We start from the raw sequence: 17,593 nt of genomic DNA, 5'->3' as shown, positions 1-17,593 counted from the left end.
ACGGTCGGCGGTATGCACACCTCACACCGGAGTCCGGCATGAACAGCAGCTTCCGACGTTCATTGGCCGCACTCGTCACGATCGTTGCCGCGTCGGTCACGGCCATCGGCTGCACATCCGATGACACCGACGATCTCGCCGTCGTCCACCTCGACAGCGGGACGATCCGAGGCACGACACATGATTCCGTGTCCACCTTTCAGGGCCTGCCCTACGCCGCACCGCCGGTCGGTGACCGGCGCTGGCAAGCACCACAGCCGGTCACGTCCTGGACCGGCACCCGAGACGCCACCACACCCGGGAGCGCCTGCCCGCAACCTCAGGACCAGCCCATTTCAGCCCCTTCACACGGGGAGGACTGCCTGTTTCTGAACGTCACCGTCCCCACACACCGGAGCGACAATCCTCGGCCGGTCATCGTCTGGATCTACGGTGGCAGCTTCAACTACGGTGACGGCGCGAGCTACGGTGCCACGCATCTGACCGGTGACGGCGACGCCGTGGTGGTCACGATGAATTACCGGCTCGGCAGTTTCGGTTTCGCCGCTTTCCCGGGTACAGCCACCGCCAACCTGGGCCTGCTCGACCAACGAGCAGCGCTGGAATGGGTACAGCGCAACGCCTCCGCGTTCGGCGGTGACCCGCACAACGTGACCCTGATGGGCCAGTCGGGTGGGGGCTACAGCGTGTGCGCGCACATGGCCGCCCCGGGTTCGGCCGGATTGTTCCATCGGGCAATCATCCAGAGCGCCGGGTGTGTAGGCAGTTCTGATGCATCCCAGAGTCTGGAACAGGCTCGAGCGCGCACCGCTGCGATGGGCACGGCCGCCGGATGCACCGATGCCGCCACCGCCATCACCTGTCTGCGCAACAAGTCCTACGAGGAGATACTGGCCGCATCCGAATCCGGTCACGAGGCCTTCCGCGCCATCCGCGGTGACGATGTCTTGCCGGTCGATCCGATCGAGGCGCTCGAAACCGGCCGCTTCCATCGAGTTCCGGTCCTGCACGGCATCACCCACGACGAACAATCGGGCCAGGTGTGGGCAATGGAGATGGCCACCGGGCGATCACTGTCCGCCGACGAGTACACAGCGCAGATCCGAACACGGTTCGGGGACAAGGCCGATGCCGTGCTCGCCGAATATCCGGTCGATGCTTACGAGACGCCCAGCAATGCGCTCAGCGCCGCCCTGACCGATTCGGAGGCAGCCACCTCTGCTCAACGAACTCGGCGGACGCTGTCCGCGTTCGTTCCCTTCTACGCCTACGACGTCGACGAGTCTCGCGCACCGGGCTTCGAAGGACTACCACCTGCCGGCTTCGACATGGGTACCGGCCACATGGCCGACCTCGCCTTTCTGTTCGAGAACGCAATGTTCGAGAAGCTGAACGACACTCAGCGCCGACTCTCGGCGACGATGATCGCGTACTGGGCACAGTTCGCGCACCAGGGAGATCCCAACCGGAATGACCTGCCACCCTGGTCACGGTCGCTTCCCGGACAGCCCTACACCCAGAGGCTGAGCTCTACCGAGAATGGTGTCGGTGCAATCGATTTCGCCGATGAACACCACATCGGTTTCTGGCGCGCGCTGGACGTGTGATCCGGGCGGCCGATCACTCGGTCGCCGCTGTGTCTCGCTGCTTGCGCGGCCGAGTCAGCCGTGCTGCGGGGCCGGAGCGCCGTTCGCCTGCGCGGCGGCCGGCCGGTGGCCGGTCGACGTGGCGAGCGCGCGGCGCAGGGCGCCGGACAGTTCGGCGAGCTGACGCTGGGAGATTTCGGCGCCCAGGATCGCCTGGGAGCCGTGGAAGGTGCCGGGCCACTGGTGCAGTTCCACCGGCACACCGGCCTGCAGCAGGCGCATTCCGTAGGTGAGGGCCTCGTCCCGGTTCGGGTCGAACTCGGCGGTGGCGATGTAGGCGGGTGGCAGGCCGGACAGATCGGTCGCGCGGGCGGGTGCAGCATACGGGGTTCCGGGTTCGCCGCCGAGATAGTGCCGCCAGCTCTCGGTGACCTTCGCGCGGATCATGAACACGGTATCGGTGAAGTTCCGCGCCGACCAGGACTCCTGCCGGTCGTCGAGGGCGGGCTGATTGAGCAGCTGGAAGCAGATCGGCGGCCCCGCCTCGTCGCGCGCCCGCAGTGCGATGGCCGCGGCGAGATTCGCCCCGGCCGCATGTCCACCGACCGCGACCCGTTCCCGCTCGCTACCGAGAGCGTCGGCGTTGTGCGACACCCACTCCAGCGCGATGTACGCATCGTCCAGCGCGGCGGGAAACCTGTTCTCCGGTGCCAGCCGATACCCCACCGACACCACCGTGGCGCCGGATTCGACAGCCACCCGCACCGCCCAGGGATGCTCACTGTCGAGGTCCCCCATCACGAAACCACCGCCGTGGAGCCAGACGACGGCGCCCTGCGGGTGCTGCGGGCGATAGATTCGCACCGGCACGCCGGGCACGCCGGGTACCCGCTGCTCGTAAATGTCGAGTCCTGGCGTGTCAGGTATCGGCATCACCTCGGCCAGTTCTGCCAGCTTGCGGCGCGCGACCGCGGGATCCCCCAGCGTCGCGGGCGGGAACAGGGAAACGAAAGGGCTGAGCTCAGGGTCCATGCGTTCAGGGTCCATAGGGCTCATGGTCGCCGGAATACGCCGCCGCGTATTGGACAAATGTCCGCGGGCCGCCACCACAGCCTGCCCACGCCCGATACTCCCCCGTGCCGGGACAACGAGAGGCACTGAGCGGGAGGGCGGTTCGACGCGGCGCGGTAACGGGCAGGTCGCCCACATGAGAGAATCATCGGCGTTTCACAAGTGAATGGAGAATCATGAAGTTCGCCGCTGTTCTCGGAATTTCCGCTGCCGCTGCCGGTCTGGTGTTGACGGTGCCCGTTCAGGCATCAGCGCAGCCGGCACCCGGGTGCCATGCCTCCTACGATCCCTGCGTGCCGATAACTTCCGATGTGGATTGCGCCGGTGGCAGCGGGAACGGGCCGGAATACACCGGGCGGGTGCGCGTAATCGGGCCCGACGAGTACGGCCTGGATCGGGACGGGAACGGAATCGGCTGCGAGAACAGCTGATCCGGGTGAGGGGATGCGCGGTGTCGGATCCCCTCACTGCACCGCACGACGGGCGCCGCCCAGGTCTCTCCCGGTCCAGGCACAACGCAGGCCGTGTCGCCACCTCCACCGCTCCGTACCCGATGACAGACTGGCGGGAGATGCCGGCGGTGTGAGGAGGCGCTCGTGCTGGACGGAGTCATGCTGCTGTGGTTCATCCAGGTCGGGATCGCCGTGGTCTTCGTCGCCATCGATATCCGCACCACTCCCGAGGCCACGGTGATGAAGTGGGGCTTTGTCATCATCACCGCGTTCAGCGGCCTGTTCGGCGCGTTGCTGTACGTGCTGAGCTGCCGGGAACCACTTCCCGGGACACATGAGCTCTATGTCGCCGCGAAATGGCGGCAGGTGGTGGGGTCGACCATGCACTGCGTCGCAGGTGACGGGATCGGGATCCTCGCCGCGGCGGTGATCACCTACCAACTCGGCCTGCCGTCGTGGGCAGAGGTGCTGTCCGAGTATGCATTCGGCTTCCTGTTCGGCTGGACCGTGTTCCAGGCCCTGTTCATGAAGGAGATGTTCGGCAGCTATCGCGAATCGCTGTCACGGACGTTCATCTCCGAGTTGCTGTCGATGAATGCCGTGATGGGCGGAATGACGGCCGTGATGGTGCCATGGATGACGGCACAGATGCATCATATGAGCCCTGCCGGCCCTCGATTCTGGTTCGTCATGTCGATGTCGTTGTGCGCCGGTTTCCTGGTGGCGTTGCCGATGAACTGGTGGCTCGTCGACCACGGACTCAAACACGGCATGATGACGGTCCGCCCGGACGACCAGCCGGTGCCGCTGGTAGCAGGAGTGGCGCTCGCGGGTGCCGCGTTCTCCGCGATGCGCAATCAGGAGCATCCGGAGGGCGGCCACCATATGGCGGAGCAGCACGGGACACACTCGCCGGCTTCCGTCGGCCGGGGGCAGCTCGCGGTCATGACGGTGGTCAGCTTCGCCGTCTTCGGCGCCGGATTCCTCATCGCCGGCCTGTTCGGCGACCTCACCATGAGCCACTGACGGATCGCCTCGCGGGGTGGCGCGCGACCGCCGTTTGCGGCGACCACGCGCGGGTAGGCCGTTCACAATCGACTGTGTCCACCGGACAGAAAGTGGGAGGCGGGATATGCGCGGAAAGTATTTCCTGGTCGGCAGCGCCGTGATCGGCTGCGGTGTCCTCGGACTGACGGGATGTGGCGACGACGACTCGAACGACACCACCCCCACAACGACAGCTGCCGCCCCGGCCCCCACCGTCACGTCGGGCCCCACCACCGCCACCACGACGACGGGTACCGGGACGATGAACGGTGATTCCGCCCCGATCGCGAATGCACTGGCTGCCCTGGATACCGCGACGAGCGTGGCGCCGGACGGTAAACCGTTCGATCTGGAAACCGATATGCGCGGCACCGATGCCGTCTTCGAGGCCAAGGTCGCCTCCGGCGGCAACGAGATCGAGGTGATCGTGGACGGCACGGGTCACCAGGTGGTATCCCAGCACCAGTCGCAGGAACCCAGCGATGATCTCGCGAAGCTCGCCGGAACATCGGTCAGCGCAGCAGACGCCCTGCGCACCGCCAGTGCCCGTGAGCCGGACGCGAATCTCGACCAGCTCGAGATCGACACCGACCGCGCCGGCACCGTGGTCTGGCAGGTCGAGCTGGTGCGCAGCGACCACAGCGAGATCACCTACACCGTCGACGCCCACAGCGGTCAGGTGACCGGCACCGGCGGGCGGTAGCGCGCGGCGAATCACCTCGTTCAGGTGAAGGCCGACTGCTGCGGCGGGCGCATGATCGGCTGGACGGAAGGATCCGGTCATGCACCATCTGCTTCCCGCCGACCAGCGCCGATCGCTCGACGAGCTCACCGATCGCCTTGATCTGGCGGTCGGTGCGACAGCAGCCAAGCGTTCCGCATTCTGGACGATGCTGGTGCTGTCGGCGGTGATCGCGATCTCCGGTGTCGCGGGCGACTCCACCGCCACCGTCATCGGCGCCATGATCGTCGCACCGTTGTCGGTGCCCATCCTCGGCGTCGGCCTGGGAATCGTCAGCGGGAACACCCCTCTGATCGGGCGCAGCGTGCTGCTGGTCGTCTCCGGGGTGATCGTGGTTATCGCGCTCGGCTTCGTCTTCGCACAGGTGCTGCCCAACCCGGTCGATGTGCTGTCCAATTCGCAAGTGGTGGGCCGCACCTCGCCCAAACTGATGGATCTGACCGCGGCACTTGCCACGGGCCTGGTCGCAGCCGTCGCCATCACCCGGCGCGATGTCGGCGACGTGCTGCCCGGCGTCGCCATCGCCATCTCGCTCGTGCCGCCGCTGGGCGTGGTCGGGGTATGTCTGGGATCGGGTGCCCCGGCACTCGCGGTGGGCGCGCTGGTGCTGTTCGCCTCGAATGTGCTGGCGATGATCATCACCACCACCGTCGTTCTCGCACTGGCCGGTTATGGGCATACGGACCACGCGCACCGGGGGCGGGCCTACGCCGTGCTCGCGGTGGCGCTCCTCGTCGTGGCCGCACCCATGACCGTGAATTCGCTGTCCTCGCTGTGGTCGCGGCAGATCGCCGACGCTGCCGAGCACTGGCTGCGCGAGACACCGGGCGCGGAGGTCACCGACGTGACGCTGCAGAGCAATACCGCCACCGTGTCCGTCCTGGGTCCGCAGCAGCTGCCGCCCGTCGCCGACCTGCAGCGCGCCGTCGACGATCTGGTTCCCTGGGACCCGGACGTGGTTGTCGTGCACACCGTCGGCCAGCGGGTCGGCAACAACTGACAACGATGGAACTAGCCATTTCACCCGCCAGGGGCGAAGCCGATTCCGCTCTTCGGTCGTAACGTCGGCGCCGTTGCCTCGGCAACATCGAACGAGAATGCGAGGTGAATCGTGTCCGTATCGCAGAGACGGCATTTCGCTGCCCCTACCTACTACAGCCGGACCGCCCCGGGAACGAGCCGGCCGCTGACCATCGGACTCCTGCTGCTGATCCCGGCACTCGTGACGGTGGGCCCACTCGTCGCCACCGCGATGATCCGCCGCCACCACGGGAGTTTCGGCGCAGCGGTGACACCGGTGGTGGTCGCGGTGAGCGTGACGCTGTGCTGCGCCGCACTGGTCGCGTTCGGAACCGCGTGGCGGAACTCGCACCTGCGTAAACGCCTGAGTCCCCGCGGCAACGGCTGACCAACCACTCGAGCGGACGGTTACTTACGGCCAGCCACGTCCCCCGCGGCGCCGTCGCCTCCCACCGCCAGGTGGCGGATTTCGAGCTTGTCCGCGAACAGATGGCGCTGCACGATCCACCCGGCGGCCGACAGCGCGATCCAGGCCACGGCAGCGAAGACCTCCTGCCATCCTGTATCCGGAAACCGCAGAAACGCCAGGTGGTCACTCATGCGCCCCAGACCGCTGAGCATCATCGACGCGCCACCGATCGAGGTCAGCCACAACAGTGCACGGGCACGGAAGCGGTCAGCGAGAAATGCACCGGCGACGCAGACCGCCAGGATCACGATCAGACTCAGGGCCCAGTTCTTGTCTCCGGGTTGCAGCACCGCGGCCAGTTTCGCACCGGCCATCGCCCCGGTCAGTCCACCGATCACGTAGGCGGCGAACTTGAACACCAGTGTGGTCACCACCCACGAGGACACCGCGCCGATCAGCCCGAACAACACCAGCACCCAGAACGACGGGTTGAACAGGTCGGCGATCAGCCACCCGATGCCGAACCCGATCGCCAGTACCCCGAGGTGTACCGATCGGATGCCGTAGAAACACAGCAATGCTCCGACGAGCACGACAACAATGCCGCTCATCAGCACCTCTTTTCGATCGGGAACCGGGCGTGTGCCTATGGCCGCCGGGAGCGCGAGGCACGGCGCGAGCGCTTCGGCCCCGAGCACCGTGGATCCACAGCACCACGACCAGTCTCGCTCGATCGGTGTGCCGGCAATTCACCCCTCACGGGTGAATTCGGCCCGCCGGCCCGATGGCGATGACGTGCGCGCCGACCACTGCGGCGGGCGGGTCGTCGCGGGTGCATCGGCGGGTACACCAGGCTCAGTGCGGCGCCGAGGGTGAAGTAGCTGCGCAGCAAGCGGAAACACAGGTAGGCCGGCACATAACGCAGCGCGCTCGGCCGCCAGAGCAGACAGACGAAGACCGTCATGATCATCGGCATGCCCAGCACCGTCGCGAGCACCGGTTGCCACTGCATCTGCGGGAAGGTGGCGTGGAACGGCAATTCGGCGATGAGCGCGAACAGCAGGAGCGGAGCGAGCATGGCGCGCCGCGCTGCGTTCACGAGCTGGAACGGGAGCACGAATGTCCCCGTCATGGAGCGGCGGTCGAGCAGAGTGTCTCGATTGTGGGCCGTGATGTGGTAAATGCTGCGGAACCACCGCACCCGTTGTTCCCGCAGATGAGCATAGGACCGCGGTGTCTCGCTGAAATAGATCGCCTTCGGATCGGCCACCGTGTGATAACCGGCGGCGTCCAAACGGACGCAGATATCGGTGTCCTCACCGTTCATTCCCTGCACGATGGGGCCGACCTGCTGCAACGCGCTACGGCGGTAGACGGCGAACATGCCGGGAACGCCCAGCACTCCCTGATAACCGTCGAGCGAGACCTGAAAGAATCCGTGCCGCAAATACACCTCGACCAATCGGACCTTGTCGATCCACGTCTCCAACTGGGCCGGGAGCGGCAAACCCCCCACCGAACCGACGCGAGGATCGGTGAAATGACTCATCGCCGTCTGCAGACAGCCCGGCCCGATCACCGTGTCGGCGTCGATTCGCACGACGAAGTCCTCGGTGATCTGCTCGATGCCCATATTCAGGGCGATCGCCTTTCCCGGCTGCGGACATTGCAGAACGTGGCCGGTGATACGCCCGCACTCGCGGATCGCCGCTTCGGCAACAGCGGTGGTCGCATCGGTGGAGGCGTTATCGACCACATAGAGATGGATCCGGCCCTGGTAGCTCCTGGCGGCACGGTCCACTGCGGCGATGGTCGCGCCGATATCGTGCGCCTCGTCGTGGGCCGGCACGATCACCCCTACCGGCGGCGAGAACGGCGCGCCGCGGGATCTTTTCAGCGCATGCCACCCGAAGCAGGCGGTGGTGATCGCGAAAATCTGCTGGACCAAGAATACGCCGGGACCGATGCCGCCCAGCAGTGCCCACCGGCGCAGATCGAATACGGCATCGACGAAGACACGTTGGGCGACGGTGGCCACGACAATCGCAGCGACCACGCAGATCAGCAGGCGTAGATACGCGCTCGGTGGTGTCCGCGGGGCGAGCGGTGGCGGGCCGCGTTCGGGTAGTTGCGCTTGCCGCATGACGGTGTGCGGAAAAATCGCGAGTGCGACCAGTGCGGACGCGACCTGCTGGCCGACGACCGATACTTCGAGGATGTGGTTATCGTCGAGCCACCAGCCGAGAAAGTCGAAGAACAGGCAATTGATCGCGAATTTACCCAGCAGCGTGAAACCGAGAAACAGGCGCCGCCAGATATTCGTGTAGGCGTACGCGGCATAGGTGACGAAGAAGATGATGACGAACAGCCGGGTGGGGACTGCGACATTGCCACGGCCATGGGCGAGAATCACCAGATCGTGCGTTTCGATCAGAGTGCCCCGGTGAACCATATAGTTCCGAATGCACATGGCGACGATACTCAGACCGGCGAAGGTGACCAGGAAGCCGTTGCTCGCGGCCGCCGGACGGTTGACCGCGTACTTGGCCGGCGCGCTGTCTACGGAACGGTAGTGGTCGGCGATTGCCACGGGTGTGGAACCCGGCGGACCCGGGTCGGTCATCTCGGCCCTCCGGCACCGGCAGTACCGACCGCACCGGCGGCGTCGAGGACGAAATCACCGCCGGCGGTGAGGACATGGGTGCATTCACTGCCGAAGGCAGGCAAGGGCGCGGTCGTGGTGCCGACCGGCGTGATCGCCAGGCCCCTGGCGCCCGCACCGGCGGTGGCGCACTGCACCAGGGTTCCCTGGGCGAATGCACTCAGATCGGTCACGGGTGCACCGGGCCCGGCCAGCAACCGGCCGTCCTGGATACGTGCCGGTGTGCCGACCTGCGGGCTCTGCCCGATCAGCACGAACGGCCGGTCCGGGGGCGGCGGGACATTCCAGCGAAACATCGGATCGAATTGCGGAGCAACGAATTCCGTGAGCACCGGGACGACGGCCGTGAGCAGGCCCGTGACGTCCCCGGTACCGGCGTCGGGAAGGTAGACATCGAACCCCGGCGCCAATTCGCGCGGTATGTCCGTGAGCCCGCCGCCCTGCGCCTCCCCCAGGTCCAGACCCGAGGAGTCGAGCAGCTGGATCGGGTAGCTCGTCAGGCGTACATCACATCCGCCGAGATCCCGGTCGCGCTGCACGGTCAGGGTCAGGGTGTTGTCGAGCGCCTGCCCCGCGGGCGGTAGCGGGACGACGATCGGTTCGGTGGTGTGGGCCAGGCGGCGACTATCGATCAGCGTCCCGTTCAGTTCGATGTCGAGCAGCCAGGTCAGATCGTCCGGCGAGGCCGGCAGCTGGAACGCGAGGCGCGCCGCCTGCGGGAGCCGGCCGCCCGGCAGATTCGTCGGCGAATAGTTGATCCGCCAGATGTGGCTGTCGGTGATCCGTGCCGGGGCGAGATCGGCACCGAGACTGCCGAAGCCGACCTGATTCCCGGTGGATGGCGCGAGGGGCACAGTGCGGGGGTCGGTTGCTGCGTCGTCGGCGGTGACCATCGCCGGTCCGGTCAGAAATCGGGATATCACGGCGGCGTCTGGCGCGACGATCGCGAGGACAGGGGCATCGTCGACCGTGCCGACCACGACGGGGCCTCCGGTGGGATCCCCGGTCCAGCCGGCGGAACCCAGTCGCTCGGCCGGTCCGATCACCACGGTGCCGGCCGCATCGGTGTCGGGGCGCGGTCCAGAGAAGGTGGCGTGGTAGCCGACACGGGTGAGGCGAATTCCCAGCTGTGCGGCCGCGGTACGCCACGGGTCGCTCTGATCGGTCACCACCAGTGTCAGCTGCCGGTCCCAGGCGGCGACGACATCGCGAACGGTATGGATACGAGTGTCGAGTGCGGCCTCGAGCACGGTGTCCGGATCGAGGTGGATCAGCATCCCGGCCGCGTGGTCCGACGCGCACTGCTGCGAGTGCAGGGTGCCGCTGGTTTCGATCCGCACCCGGACCCGGCCGTCGGCGGCCGCGCCGGAGGGCACCTCGACCTTTTCGTCGAGATCGTGGTCTCCGCGCGGCAGTTCGTTGCGGAAGACCTCCTGACCGTCCACCGATACGGCCAGGAATACGGTGCTGTCCTCGGCGACCTGGGTGGTTCCGGTCAGCTTCAGCCGGGTTTGTCGTGCGGTGGAGTCGACCGGCAGTGTCACCAGGAAACTCGTCGACGGTGTGTCGTCGTCGAGCCGGATGCCGTCCGCATGCCCCAGTCCGGCCAGGGTTTTCGTGAAATGGCGGTCGGCGGGCACATGCAACGCGTCGTCGTCGGGAGGATGAGTGAACCAGCTCGGCCGGAATATGAAGAACAACAGCAACAACACGCACGCCACCGCGAGGACCCACCATGCCGAGCGCGGGACGGTCCGCCCCTTCTCACCGGCGAAGTACCGGGGCTGCGGCGGCGGCTGCTCATCTCGGTCCGGGCTGCGGTCCTCATCAGCCATAGGCGTGCTCCGCGGCGGCGGACTCACGCTCGCGGGTCCAATACGATCGGCACGGAATCCGGGTCATATCGACCCGGTGGGCGAAGCGCCGGGCAATATCGGCCGACTCCTGTAACAGCCCCGAGGCGAGCCTGGTCGGTTCCAAGCCGAGCCCCAGCAGGTGGTCGTTGCAGACTTGCAGTTCGTTCTCCTCGGCTTCCTCCCTGGGATCGGCCAGCAGCTGCACCTGCGCTCCTGTGATGTCGGCGACCAGCCGCGCGAGATCTACTACCCGATGCGTCTCGGTCATCTGATTCATCACCCGGACCCGTCCGTCGACGTGGCTGCCCGATTCTGCGGCCAGGCGAATGCAGTGCACGGTGTCGCGAATGTTGATGAAGGCACGGGTTTGCCCGCCGGTGCCGTACACGGTCAGCGGGTAGCCGATGGCCGCTTCCATCAGAAAGCGGTTGAGGACGGTGCCGTAGTCACCGTCGTAATCGAAGCGATTGATCAGGCGCAGATCGAGTGCGGTCTCTTCGGTCTGTGTCCCCCAGACGATGCCCTGATGCAGGTCCGTGATCCGCACCCCGTCGTTGCGGGCATAGAACTGAAACAGCAACTGGTCCATCGACTTGGTCAGGTGATACACACTTCCCGGCTGGGTGGGATACAGGATCTCCCGCGTCTGCGAGTGGCCGGTCCGGTCGGGATAACTCACGGTGAGATACCCCTCCGGCAGGTCGACCGGAACGGATTCGTAGCCGTAGACGCCCATGGACCCCAGGTGCACGATGTGGGCATCGGAACCGACTTCGACCACCGCGGCCAGCAGGTTGTGCGTGGCATTGAGATTGTTGTCGACCGTATACCGCTTGTGCGCAGGCGATTTCATCGAGTACGGCGCGGACCGCTGTTCCGCGAAATGCACTATCGCATCCGGGTGCAACGACGCGAGCAGTTCGGTCAATTGTGCGTAATCGTTCGCGAGATCGAAGGAGTGCCAGACGATCTCGTTGCCGGTCACCGCGTGCCACGCCTGGAGTCGCTCGGACAGTGAGGTGATCGGGGTCAACGATTGCACCCCGAGTTCGGTATCGATCCGGCGGCGCACCAGACTGTCGACGATGGTGACCTCGTGGCCGTGCGCCGACAAGTGCAAGGCGCTGGGCCACCCGCAGAATCCGTCTCCGCCGAAGATCAATGTTCGCATCGGTGCCTCTTCCCCGTCGGTCACGAGCCGTGCAGTTGCAACTGTCACTGCAATGTCGAATGCGATTTCATCGGTAAAGGTGCCATTGATCCGCGCAGCAGGCTTCACCCGCGACGGGTGATTCGGCTCGAGGGCCGAGGGCCGCTCATCCGTAGAGGGTGATGCGCCGGATGCATCACCCGGGCACAGTCACCGATACATGCCGCCCCGTGCACAGGAGAACAATCATGGAGCAGACTACGAAGCCCTCCGGGCTCTCCCGGATTTCGCCGGCCCAGTGGGTCGCGATCGTGTTGGCGGTGCTGGCGATCATCTTCATCGTCCAGAATCATCACCGCGTCGACATCAACATCCTGATGGTCACCATTACGTCACCGATGTGGCTGGTCCTGCTGATCATCTTCGTCGTGGGCTGGCTCGCCGGGCTGCTGACCCTGCGCACCCGCCGCGCGCGGCGCTGACTCGAAACACGAACTTCGTCGAACCGGACAGCTCTTGCGACCTCGCCGGTAGACGACCACCGAATGGGCGGTCAGCTGTCGTTCGACGGTTGTGGGACATCGGGTAGATCGGCGATGGCAGCGGCGACGGTCGGGTACAAACCCGGTGCGCCGCTGCCGGATTCCGCGGTTTCGAACGCGTCCCCGAATTGTCCGATGGACCGCGCGATCCGGAACTCTATTCTGCGGCGAGCGAGATCGCGGCGCAGGTCGGCCAGCATGGCGGCCGCGGTGACATCGATACTGGGTGACGTTTCGGCGTCGAGGACGACCAGCCGAGTCCGGTCCGTACACAGCTGTTCCACCCGTTCGCGGACGTAATCGGCGTTGGCGAAGAACAAACCCGCCTCGACGCGGATCACCAGCAGATCGGGCCGTGCCGCGAGTTCCGGATGACGCTGTGCGTCCACCCACAACGTGCCGCTACGCACCACCCGTGCGACATGCGGCCGCGAAGTCCGGTAAACCAGCAGCACAATGGAAATGCCCACGCCGATCAGCAACCCGGGCAGGGTATCGAACAGCAGTACCCCGGCCATTGCCGCCACCGCGGCGGTGAAGTCCGCTCGCGCGGCCTTGCCGTAGATACCACCGAGCCGCTGCGTCCACACCCGGTACAGCCGCCGCAATGCGGCGAAATCGACCAGTTCGATCACCGCCGCGATCACCACGCCGGCCAGGGTCGCTTCCGGCAACTTTTCGAACAGACCGGTGAGGAACAGTAGCGTCAAGATGGTGAGTGCAGCCACCACCAGGCCGCTGACCTGAGTTTTGGCACCGGCCGATCCGTTGACCGCTGTCTTGGACAGACTTCCGTTGACGACCATGCCCGAGGCCAGTCCCGAACCGAGATTCGCCGCCCCCAGGCCGAGCAGTTCTCGATTGGCATCGACTTGGTAGCCGGCCTTCGCCGCATAGGTTTTCGCCGCACCGAGCCCCTCGGCGAATCCGATGAGTAGTACGCCGACAGCCGGGCCCAGCAGATCGATGTAATCGCCGAATCCGATGCCGCCGGGTAGCCCCAGGGAGGGCAAACCTGCGTCGATATGACCGACGATCGCAACACCCTTGTCCTCCAAATTCAACAACGCGACTGCGACGATGCCGATGAGTACGGCCAATAGCGATCCGGGGATCAACGGCAGCCAGCGTTTCACCGCGAGCACGATCGCCAAGCTCACCAACCCGACCACCAGCGTGCGCCACTGGGTATCGCCCAGATCGGTGAGCACGCCCCACGCCTGTTCGAAGAAGTCACCCTCATGTTTGTGGATGCCGAACAGCTTCGGCACCTGCCCGATGATGATGGTCAGCGCCAGCCCGACGATGAAACCTTTGAGGACGGGTTCGGAGATGAAGTTCGCGATGAAGCCCAGCCGGATCGCACCGGCTACGAGACCCACAATTCCGGTCGCGATGGCCAATCCGGTTGACAAGGCGAGAAACCTGCCGCTGTCGGCACCGGCCATCGGTGTCACGATCGCGGCAGAGAGGGCAGCGGTCGCCGACATGGGTCCGACGACCAGGTGGCGTGAACTACCGGCGAAGGCGTACAGGATCAGGGACGGAACCGCGGCGTAGAGACCGACAACCGGCGGGACTCCGGCGATCGAGGCGTAGGCCAGCGCTTCCGGAACCAGCACGGCCCACACCGTCAACCCGGCGACCACATCGGCACGCAGCCACTGCGGCCGATAGCCCGCCAAGGACTCGAAGATCATCCACCGTCCGGCCACTGCTCGTCCACCAATCCGATCCGTTACACGCCGCCGATACCCTTGCCGAGCACCACGGCGCCCATCACCAGCAGCACGATCGCCATCACGACATGGTTGTTGTCCTGCAACCACTGCCGGGCACCGTCCAGCGGTCCCCGCAGGCGGTCGGCCGCCAGCAAATAGCCCACCACCACCACGAGCACGCTCGCCGCCGCCAGCACGGTGAACACGATCACCGCGACCACCTGCTGTCCGGCGCCGAGCGAGCCGGTGCCGATCGCCACGCCCGCCGAAATGCACAGCAGCAGGTTCTTCGGGTTCACTGCCGCCAGCATCGCGCCCAGTCCGACCGCGCCGAGGGGACTGAGCGTGTCGATCGCCCGCATCCACCCTGGAGTTTCGGAGTTCGAGCGAGCACGCCACTGCGTCGCAGCCAATCCGAGCAGCACGATTCCCAGCACGATCTTTATCCAGCCCACCGCACTGGACGGTTCCTTGTCCTCGGAGCCGGACAGGGCGCCCGACAGCAACACGAATACCGTAGTGGCGACGATGATTCCGAGCACCCAGCCGAGCGCGAATCCGGGCCCGACCCTGCCCACTCCGGCCGAGAGAATGATCAGAATCGCGGCAACAATGGGGATAGGTGAGATCGCCACGCCCACCGCCAGCGGGAGCAGCTCACCCAGAACAGTGCCCATAGGCGCACGGTATCGGTGCGGTGGGCCGGTGACGTCACACGTTTCGGGTGAACTCGGGACGCTGAGTCCCATCGGATTCCTCCGGGGCAGGCGCCTTGTCCGAGATCAGCGTATTCACCCATCGAGTCGTCGGATCGATGTCCAGCACGACGGCCTTCACCAACAAGGTCAGCGGAATGGCCAGCAGGGCGCCCAGCGCGCCCAGCACCCACGACCAGAACACCAGCGACAGAAATGTCACCGTTACTCCCAGCCCGACCGAATCGCCGACGTATTTCGGCTGGATGATCGACTGAATAACGAAGTTGATCACGCAGTAGACGACGATCACCCAGAGCATCAGTATCGGCCCGCTGTCCAGCAGGGCCAGCAGCGCGGGCGGCACCACACCGATCACGAATCCGATATTCGGTATGTAGTTGGTGATGAAAGACAGCAGCGCCCACAGCACCGGAAGCGGAACGCCCATCCACCACAGCGCGACACCGTCGAAAACACCGACGATCAGCCCGAACACCGTCGACACCACGAGGTATTTGCGCGTCCCCCGCGCGAAAGCCTCGAGTGCGTAGGCGATCTCGGGACGCACCGTGGCGACGACAGTCATCTTCTTCCCGATGATCATTCCGTCGATCGCCATGAACAACAGCAGCGCGACCACGAAGATCAGATTCGACGCCACCCCGAGCAGGCCACGCAGCACATCCTCGAGCACTACTACCAGCTTGTTGACATCCAATGCCCCCAGCATGTTGTGAATCTGTTCGGAGTCCACACCCGCATCGGACAGTTTCGTGCGAACGCCATCCAGCAGTTCGTCGACACGGTCACTGTATTCGGGCAATTGGGTGGCCAGTTGCGCGGCCGACAGGACCAGCGCGCCTACCAAGGCTACGAGTATCACCACCACCGCAACCACAGCGGCGACCATCCCCACCCACGGCCTCAGGCCCCGCCGCTGCACCCATCCTTGAAGGGGCTGTACCGCGACCGTGAGCATCAAGGCGAGGAAGGCCGGGCCCAAGACGCCCGCAAAGGATTTCATTCCAGCGATCGCCACCACTGTCGCGGCCGCGGCCAGTACGACGATCAGGCCACGCGGTATCGACCACGATCCGGCGGTTACTGCCGGGGCTGTTCGGACCGGCCGTTCCGGATCACCTCGTTTGCGCATCGGTTCTCCCTACGCTCACGCATCAATCGGTGAAAACCGAGCGCAGCCGGTCTTCCTGTTCGAGCGACATATTGGTCGACACCAATTCGGGGTGCTGGCCATGGAAACGGTCGTGTACGCGGTCGAGTACCGCATCCGAGGTCAGCACGAACAACGCCGACGTTCCCGGCGTCACTTGCTCCCGCACGCGGGCGATGAACGACTTGTCGATGCCGACGTCGGTCAGCGCGCCACTGAGCGCGCCCATACCCGCGCCGACTGCCGTACCGATCAGCGGGACGAAGAAGATGATGCCGAACAGCAGGCCCCAGAACGAGCCGCTCAGTGCACCGAGCCGGGAGAACTTGTTGTGCTGCGCGGTCTTCGGTTTGGGGGCGCCCTCGGCCCAGCTCACGACGGCGGCATCGTGGACCGTGATCAACCGTTCTGCCTGCAATTCCTGCAATGTGTGCACTGCGGTATCCGCGCCGGTGTCGGTGGGGAACCGCCACACTGTCAACGTTGCCGCCATACTCGCCTCCTCGTACCGGGTGCGCAGGGACGCGACGCTACGGGACCACCGGCGGTGGCCACCTCACACGTTGCGGATGAACCGACATCGGTGACTGTTGTTCACCCGCATCGGATGAAGCGCGCCTGCGAGCGTCCGACGCACAATGCGGGCATGGTCGACAACAATCTCGGACCGGTCGAAGTGGCGGTGCTGACCTTTCCCGGTCAGCGAGTCCCCTATGCGGTGGTGCAGAGCCTGCGTGAGGTGGTGGACCAAGGTGTCGTAACCATCATCGACCTGATCTATCTCGCCAAGAGCGCCACGGGTGAAGTGAGTCAGGTAGAAGTGGACGAACCGATGAGCCAGGTCGGACTCGATGAGCTGCACGTAGATCCGCAGGGGCTGATCAGCGACGACGATCTGGAACTGGTTCGCGAGCTCCTCGAACCCGAAACCGCTGCACTCGTCGTGGCCTACGAGGAAACCTGGGCGCGCAGCCTCGCCGGCACCGTCCGCGAGTCCGGCGGTGAGCTCGCCCTGCAGATACAAGTACCCCGCGACGCCGTCGATGCGGCGCTCGCCGCCCGGTAGGAGATTCCTATGGTCTTTCGAGGTGGACGAATCGGTCGGCCCGGTCTGCTCGGCACGGTGGCACGCACCGCGGTCGTGGCAGGCACCGCACGAGCCACTGCCAATGCCGTGGACCGGCGGGCCCAGCGACGCGGGGCCGAACAGCAGGCCTATAGCCAGCAGCAGGAACAAGCCTACGAGGCACAACAGGCGCAGTACGCACCGACTCAGTATGCCGCTCCCCCAGCACCAGCCCCCGCGCCCGATACCGGCGAAGACCTGGTCGCGAAGCTGCAGCAGTTGGGGCAGCTCCATCAGACCGGCGTGCTGTCGGACCAGGAGTTCGCCACGGCGAAGGCACAGTTGCTGGGCTGAGTGCAATAGTCGCTCTACGCCCGCGACCCCGTGCCGGCACGATTAG

At 65.7% G+C, this 17,593-nt stretch carries 18 protein-coding genes; 9 read left to right on the top strand and 9 right to left on the bottom strand.

The window, feature by feature from the left end:
• The first annotated feature begins 38 nt into the window (after positions 1-38).
• Positions 39-1,607, top strand: a complete 1,569-nt coding sequence (locus NV2_RS29555; protein ID WP_084475697.1) for a carboxylesterase/lipase family protein — start codon at positions 39-41, stop codon at positions 1,605-1,607.
• A gap of 54 nt (positions 1,608-1,661) precedes the next feature.
• Here NV2_RS29555 and NV2_RS29550 read toward each other — a convergent pair whose 3' ends face one another.
• The gene (locus NV2_RS29550; RefSeq protein WP_067881904.1) at positions 1,662-2,618 is read right to left on the bottom strand and encodes an alpha/beta hydrolase; all 957 of its coding nucleotides are present in this window, start codon (positions 2,616-2,618) and stop codon (positions 1,662-1,664) included.
• Positions 2,619-2,833: 215 nt separating this feature from the next.
• Here NV2_RS29550 and NV2_RS29545 point away from each other — a divergent pair, with 215 nt between their 5' ends.
• The 5 genes from NV2_RS29545 to NV2_RS29525 all read left to right on the top strand — a co-directional run bounded on the left by NV2_RS29545 (position 2,834) and on the right by NV2_RS29525 (position 6,306).
• Positions 2,834-3,088: a hypothetical protein gene (locus NV2_RS29545; RefSeq protein WP_067881901.1), complete on the top strand. Its 255-nt coding sequence runs from the start codon at positions 2,834-2,836 to the stop codon at positions 3,086-3,088.
• A 165-nt stretch (positions 3,089-3,253) separates the two neighbouring features.
• Positions 3,254-4,135 (top strand): DUF4396 domain-containing protein, encoded by an 882-nt coding sequence (locus tag NV2_RS29540; protein WP_210749306.1) that lies wholly within the window; start codon positions 3,254-3,256, stop codon positions 4,133-4,135.
• 106 nt (positions 4,136-4,241) lie between these two features.
• Positions 4,242-4,859, top strand: a complete 618-nt coding sequence (locus NV2_RS29535) for a PepSY domain-containing protein (protein ID WP_067881898.1) — start codon at positions 4,242-4,244, stop codon at positions 4,857-4,859.
• Positions 4,860-4,938: 79 nt separating this feature from the next.
• Positions 4,939-5,898 (top strand): DUF389 domain-containing protein, encoded by a 960-nt coding sequence (locus NV2_RS29530; RefSeq protein WP_067881894.1) that lies wholly within the window; start codon positions 4,939-4,941, stop codon positions 5,896-5,898.
• 111 nt (positions 5,899-6,009) lie between these two features.
• Positions 6,010-6,306, top strand: a complete 297-nt coding sequence (locus NV2_RS29525) for a hypothetical protein (protein WP_067881891.1) — start codon at positions 6,010-6,012, stop codon at positions 6,304-6,306.
• Between the two features lie 20 nt (positions 6,307-6,326).
• Here the strand turns inward: NV2_RS29525 and NV2_RS29520 are convergent, their stop codons facing one another.
• Genes NV2_RS29520 through NV2_RS29505 form a run of 4 tightly spaced genes read right to left on the bottom strand, consistent with a single transcriptional unit; the run spans position 6,327 to position 12,016 of the window.
• The gene (locus NV2_RS29520; RefSeq protein WP_067881954.1) at positions 6,327-6,938 is read right to left on the bottom strand and encodes a hypothetical protein; all 612 of its coding nucleotides are present in this window, start codon (positions 6,936-6,938) and stop codon (positions 6,327-6,329) included.
• Positions 6,939-6,973: 35 nt separating this feature from the next.
• A complete protein-coding gene (locus NV2_RS29515) occupies positions 6,974-8,950 on the bottom strand; it encodes a glycosyltransferase family 2 protein (protein ID WP_084475696.1) in 1,977 nt (658 codons plus the stop codon).
• Entirely contained in the window at positions 8,947-10,824 is a 1,878-nt protein-coding gene (locus NV2_RS29510; RefSeq protein WP_067881888.1) for a hypothetical protein, read from the bottom strand. Before NV2_RS29510 ends, NV2_RS29515 begins: the two co-directional genes overlap by 4 nt.
• On the bottom strand, positions 10,817-12,016 hold the full coding sequence (locus NV2_RS29505) for an NAD-dependent epimerase/dehydratase family protein (RefSeq protein WP_067881952.1): 1,200 nt from the start codon (positions 12,014-12,016) through the stop codon (positions 10,817-10,819). Before NV2_RS29505 ends, NV2_RS29510 begins: the two co-directional genes overlap by 8 nt.
• 227 nt (positions 12,017-12,243) lie before the next feature.
• Between NV2_RS29505 and NV2_RS29500 the strand changes: the two genes are divergently transcribed.
• Positions 12,244-12,477: a lipopolysaccharide assembly protein LapA domain-containing protein gene (locus tag NV2_RS29500; RefSeq protein WP_067881885.1), complete on the top strand. Its 234-nt coding sequence runs from the start codon at positions 12,244-12,246 to the stop codon at positions 12,475-12,477.
• A 71-nt stretch (positions 12,478-12,548) separates the two neighbouring features.
• Here the strand turns inward: NV2_RS29500 and NV2_RS29495 are convergent, their stop codons facing one another.
• From NV2_RS29495 to NV2_RS29480, 4 genes are read right to left on the bottom strand one after another with little or no spacing between them, the layout of a single operon-like run.
• The gene (locus NV2_RS29495) at positions 12,549-14,237 is read right to left on the bottom strand and encodes a SulP family inorganic anion transporter (protein WP_067881949.1); all 1,689 of its coding nucleotides are present in this window, start codon (positions 14,235-14,237) and stop codon (positions 12,549-12,551) included.
• 38 nt (positions 14,238-14,275) lie between these two features.
• Positions 14,276-14,935 carry a GAP family protein gene (locus NV2_RS29490; protein WP_067881882.1) on the bottom strand — a complete coding sequence of 220 codons (660 nt, stop codon included), beginning with the start codon at positions 14,933-14,935 and terminating at the stop codon, positions 14,276-14,278.
• A 34-nt stretch (positions 14,936-14,969) separates the two neighbouring features.
• On the bottom strand, positions 14,970-16,109 hold the full coding sequence (locus NV2_RS29485) for an AI-2E family transporter (RefSeq protein WP_067881879.1): 1,140 nt from the start codon (positions 16,107-16,109) through the stop codon (positions 14,970-14,972).
• A gap of 22 nt (positions 16,110-16,131) precedes the next feature.
• Positions 16,132-16,620 (bottom strand): DUF1269 domain-containing protein, encoded by a 489-nt coding sequence (locus NV2_RS29480; RefSeq protein WP_067881876.1) that lies wholly within the window; start codon positions 16,618-16,620, stop codon positions 16,132-16,134.
• A gap of 153 nt (positions 16,621-16,773) precedes the next feature.
• On the opposite strand from NV2_RS29480, the gene NV2_RS29475 reads away from it, so the two are divergent.
• Entirely contained in the window at positions 16,774-17,193 is a 420-nt protein-coding gene (locus NV2_RS29475) for a DUF6325 family protein (protein ID WP_067881946.1), read from the top strand.
• A 9-nt stretch (positions 17,194-17,202) separates the two neighbouring features.
• A complete protein-coding gene (locus tag NV2_RS29470) occupies positions 17,203-17,547 on the top strand; it encodes an SHOCT domain-containing protein (protein ID WP_067881872.1) in 345 nt (114 codons plus the stop codon).
• Positions 17,548-17,593: the final 46 nt, after the last annotated feature.

It is taken from the genome of Nocardia vermiculata NBRC 100427, from assembly GCF_001613265.1.
Taxonomy (GTDB): Bacteria; Actinomycetota; Actinomycetes; order Mycobacteriales; family Mycobacteriaceae; genus Nocardia; species Nocardia vermiculata.
This window is presented reverse-complemented; position numbering and strand designations above follow the sequence as displayed.

What these genes read in the sequence shown, in the direction of transcription:
- NV2_RS29490 (WP_067881882.1), bottom strand. Translation starts at nt 14,935, where the DNA reads ATGGGCACTGTTCTGGGTGAGCTGCTCCCGCTGGCGGTGGGCGTGGCG.
- NV2_RS29475 (WP_067881946.1), top strand. Translation starts at nt 16,774, where the DNA reads ATGGTCGACAACAATCTCGGACCGGTCGAAGTGGCGGTGCTGACCTTT.
- NV2_RS29555 (WP_084475697.1), top strand. Translation starts at nt 39, where the DNA reads ATGAACAGCAGCTTCCGACGTTCATTGGCCGCACTCGTCACGATCGTT.
- NV2_RS29550 (WP_067881904.1), bottom strand. Translation starts at nt 2,618, where the DNA reads ATGGACCCTGAGCTCAGCCCTTTCGTTTCCCTGTTCCCGCCCGCGACG.
- NV2_RS29515 (WP_084475696.1), bottom strand. Translation starts at nt 8,950, where the DNA reads ATGACCGACCCGGGTCCGCCGGGTTCCACACCCGTGGCAATCGCCGAC.
- NV2_RS29535 (WP_067881898.1), top strand. Translation starts at nt 4,242, where the DNA reads ATGCGCGGAAAGTATTTCCTGGTCGGCAGCGCCGTGATCGGCTGCGGT.
- NV2_RS29480 (WP_067881876.1), bottom strand. Translation starts at nt 16,620, where the DNA reads ATGGCGGCAACGTTGACAGTGTGGCGGTTCCCCACCGACACCGGCGCG.
- NV2_RS29500 (WP_067881885.1), top strand. Translation starts at nt 12,244, where the DNA reads ATGGAGCAGACTACGAAGCCCTCCGGGCTCTCCCGGATTTCGCCGGCC.
- NV2_RS29530 (WP_067881894.1), top strand. Translation starts at nt 4,939, where the DNA reads ATGCACCATCTGCTTCCCGCCGACCAGCGCCGATCGCTCGACGAGCTC.
- NV2_RS29495 (WP_067881949.1), bottom strand. Translation starts at nt 14,237, where the DNA reads ATGATCTTCGAGTCCTTGGCGGGCTATCGGCCGCAGTGGCTGCGTGCC.
- NV2_RS29510 (WP_067881888.1), bottom strand. Translation starts at nt 10,824, where the DNA reads ATGGCTGATGAGGACCGCAGCCCGGACCGAGATGAGCAGCCGCCGCCG.
- NV2_RS29470 (WP_067881872.1), top strand. Translation starts at nt 17,203, where the DNA reads ATGGTCTTTCGAGGTGGACGAATCGGTCGGCCCGGTCTGCTCGGCACG.
- NV2_RS29520 (WP_067881954.1), bottom strand. Translation starts at nt 6,938, where the DNA reads ATGAGCGGCATTGTTGTCGTGCTCGTCGGAGCATTGCTGTGTTTCTAC.
- NV2_RS29505 (WP_067881952.1), bottom strand. Translation starts at nt 12,016, where the DNA reads ATGCGAACATTGATCTTCGGCGGAGACGGATTCTGCGGGTGGCCCAGC.
- NV2_RS29545 (WP_067881901.1), top strand. Translation starts at nt 2,834, where the DNA reads ATGAAGTTCGCCGCTGTTCTCGGAATTTCCGCTGCCGCTGCCGGTCTG.
- NV2_RS29485 (WP_067881879.1), bottom strand. Translation starts at nt 16,109, where the DNA reads ATGCGCAAACGAGGTGATCCGGAACGGCCGGTCCGAACAGCCCCGGCA.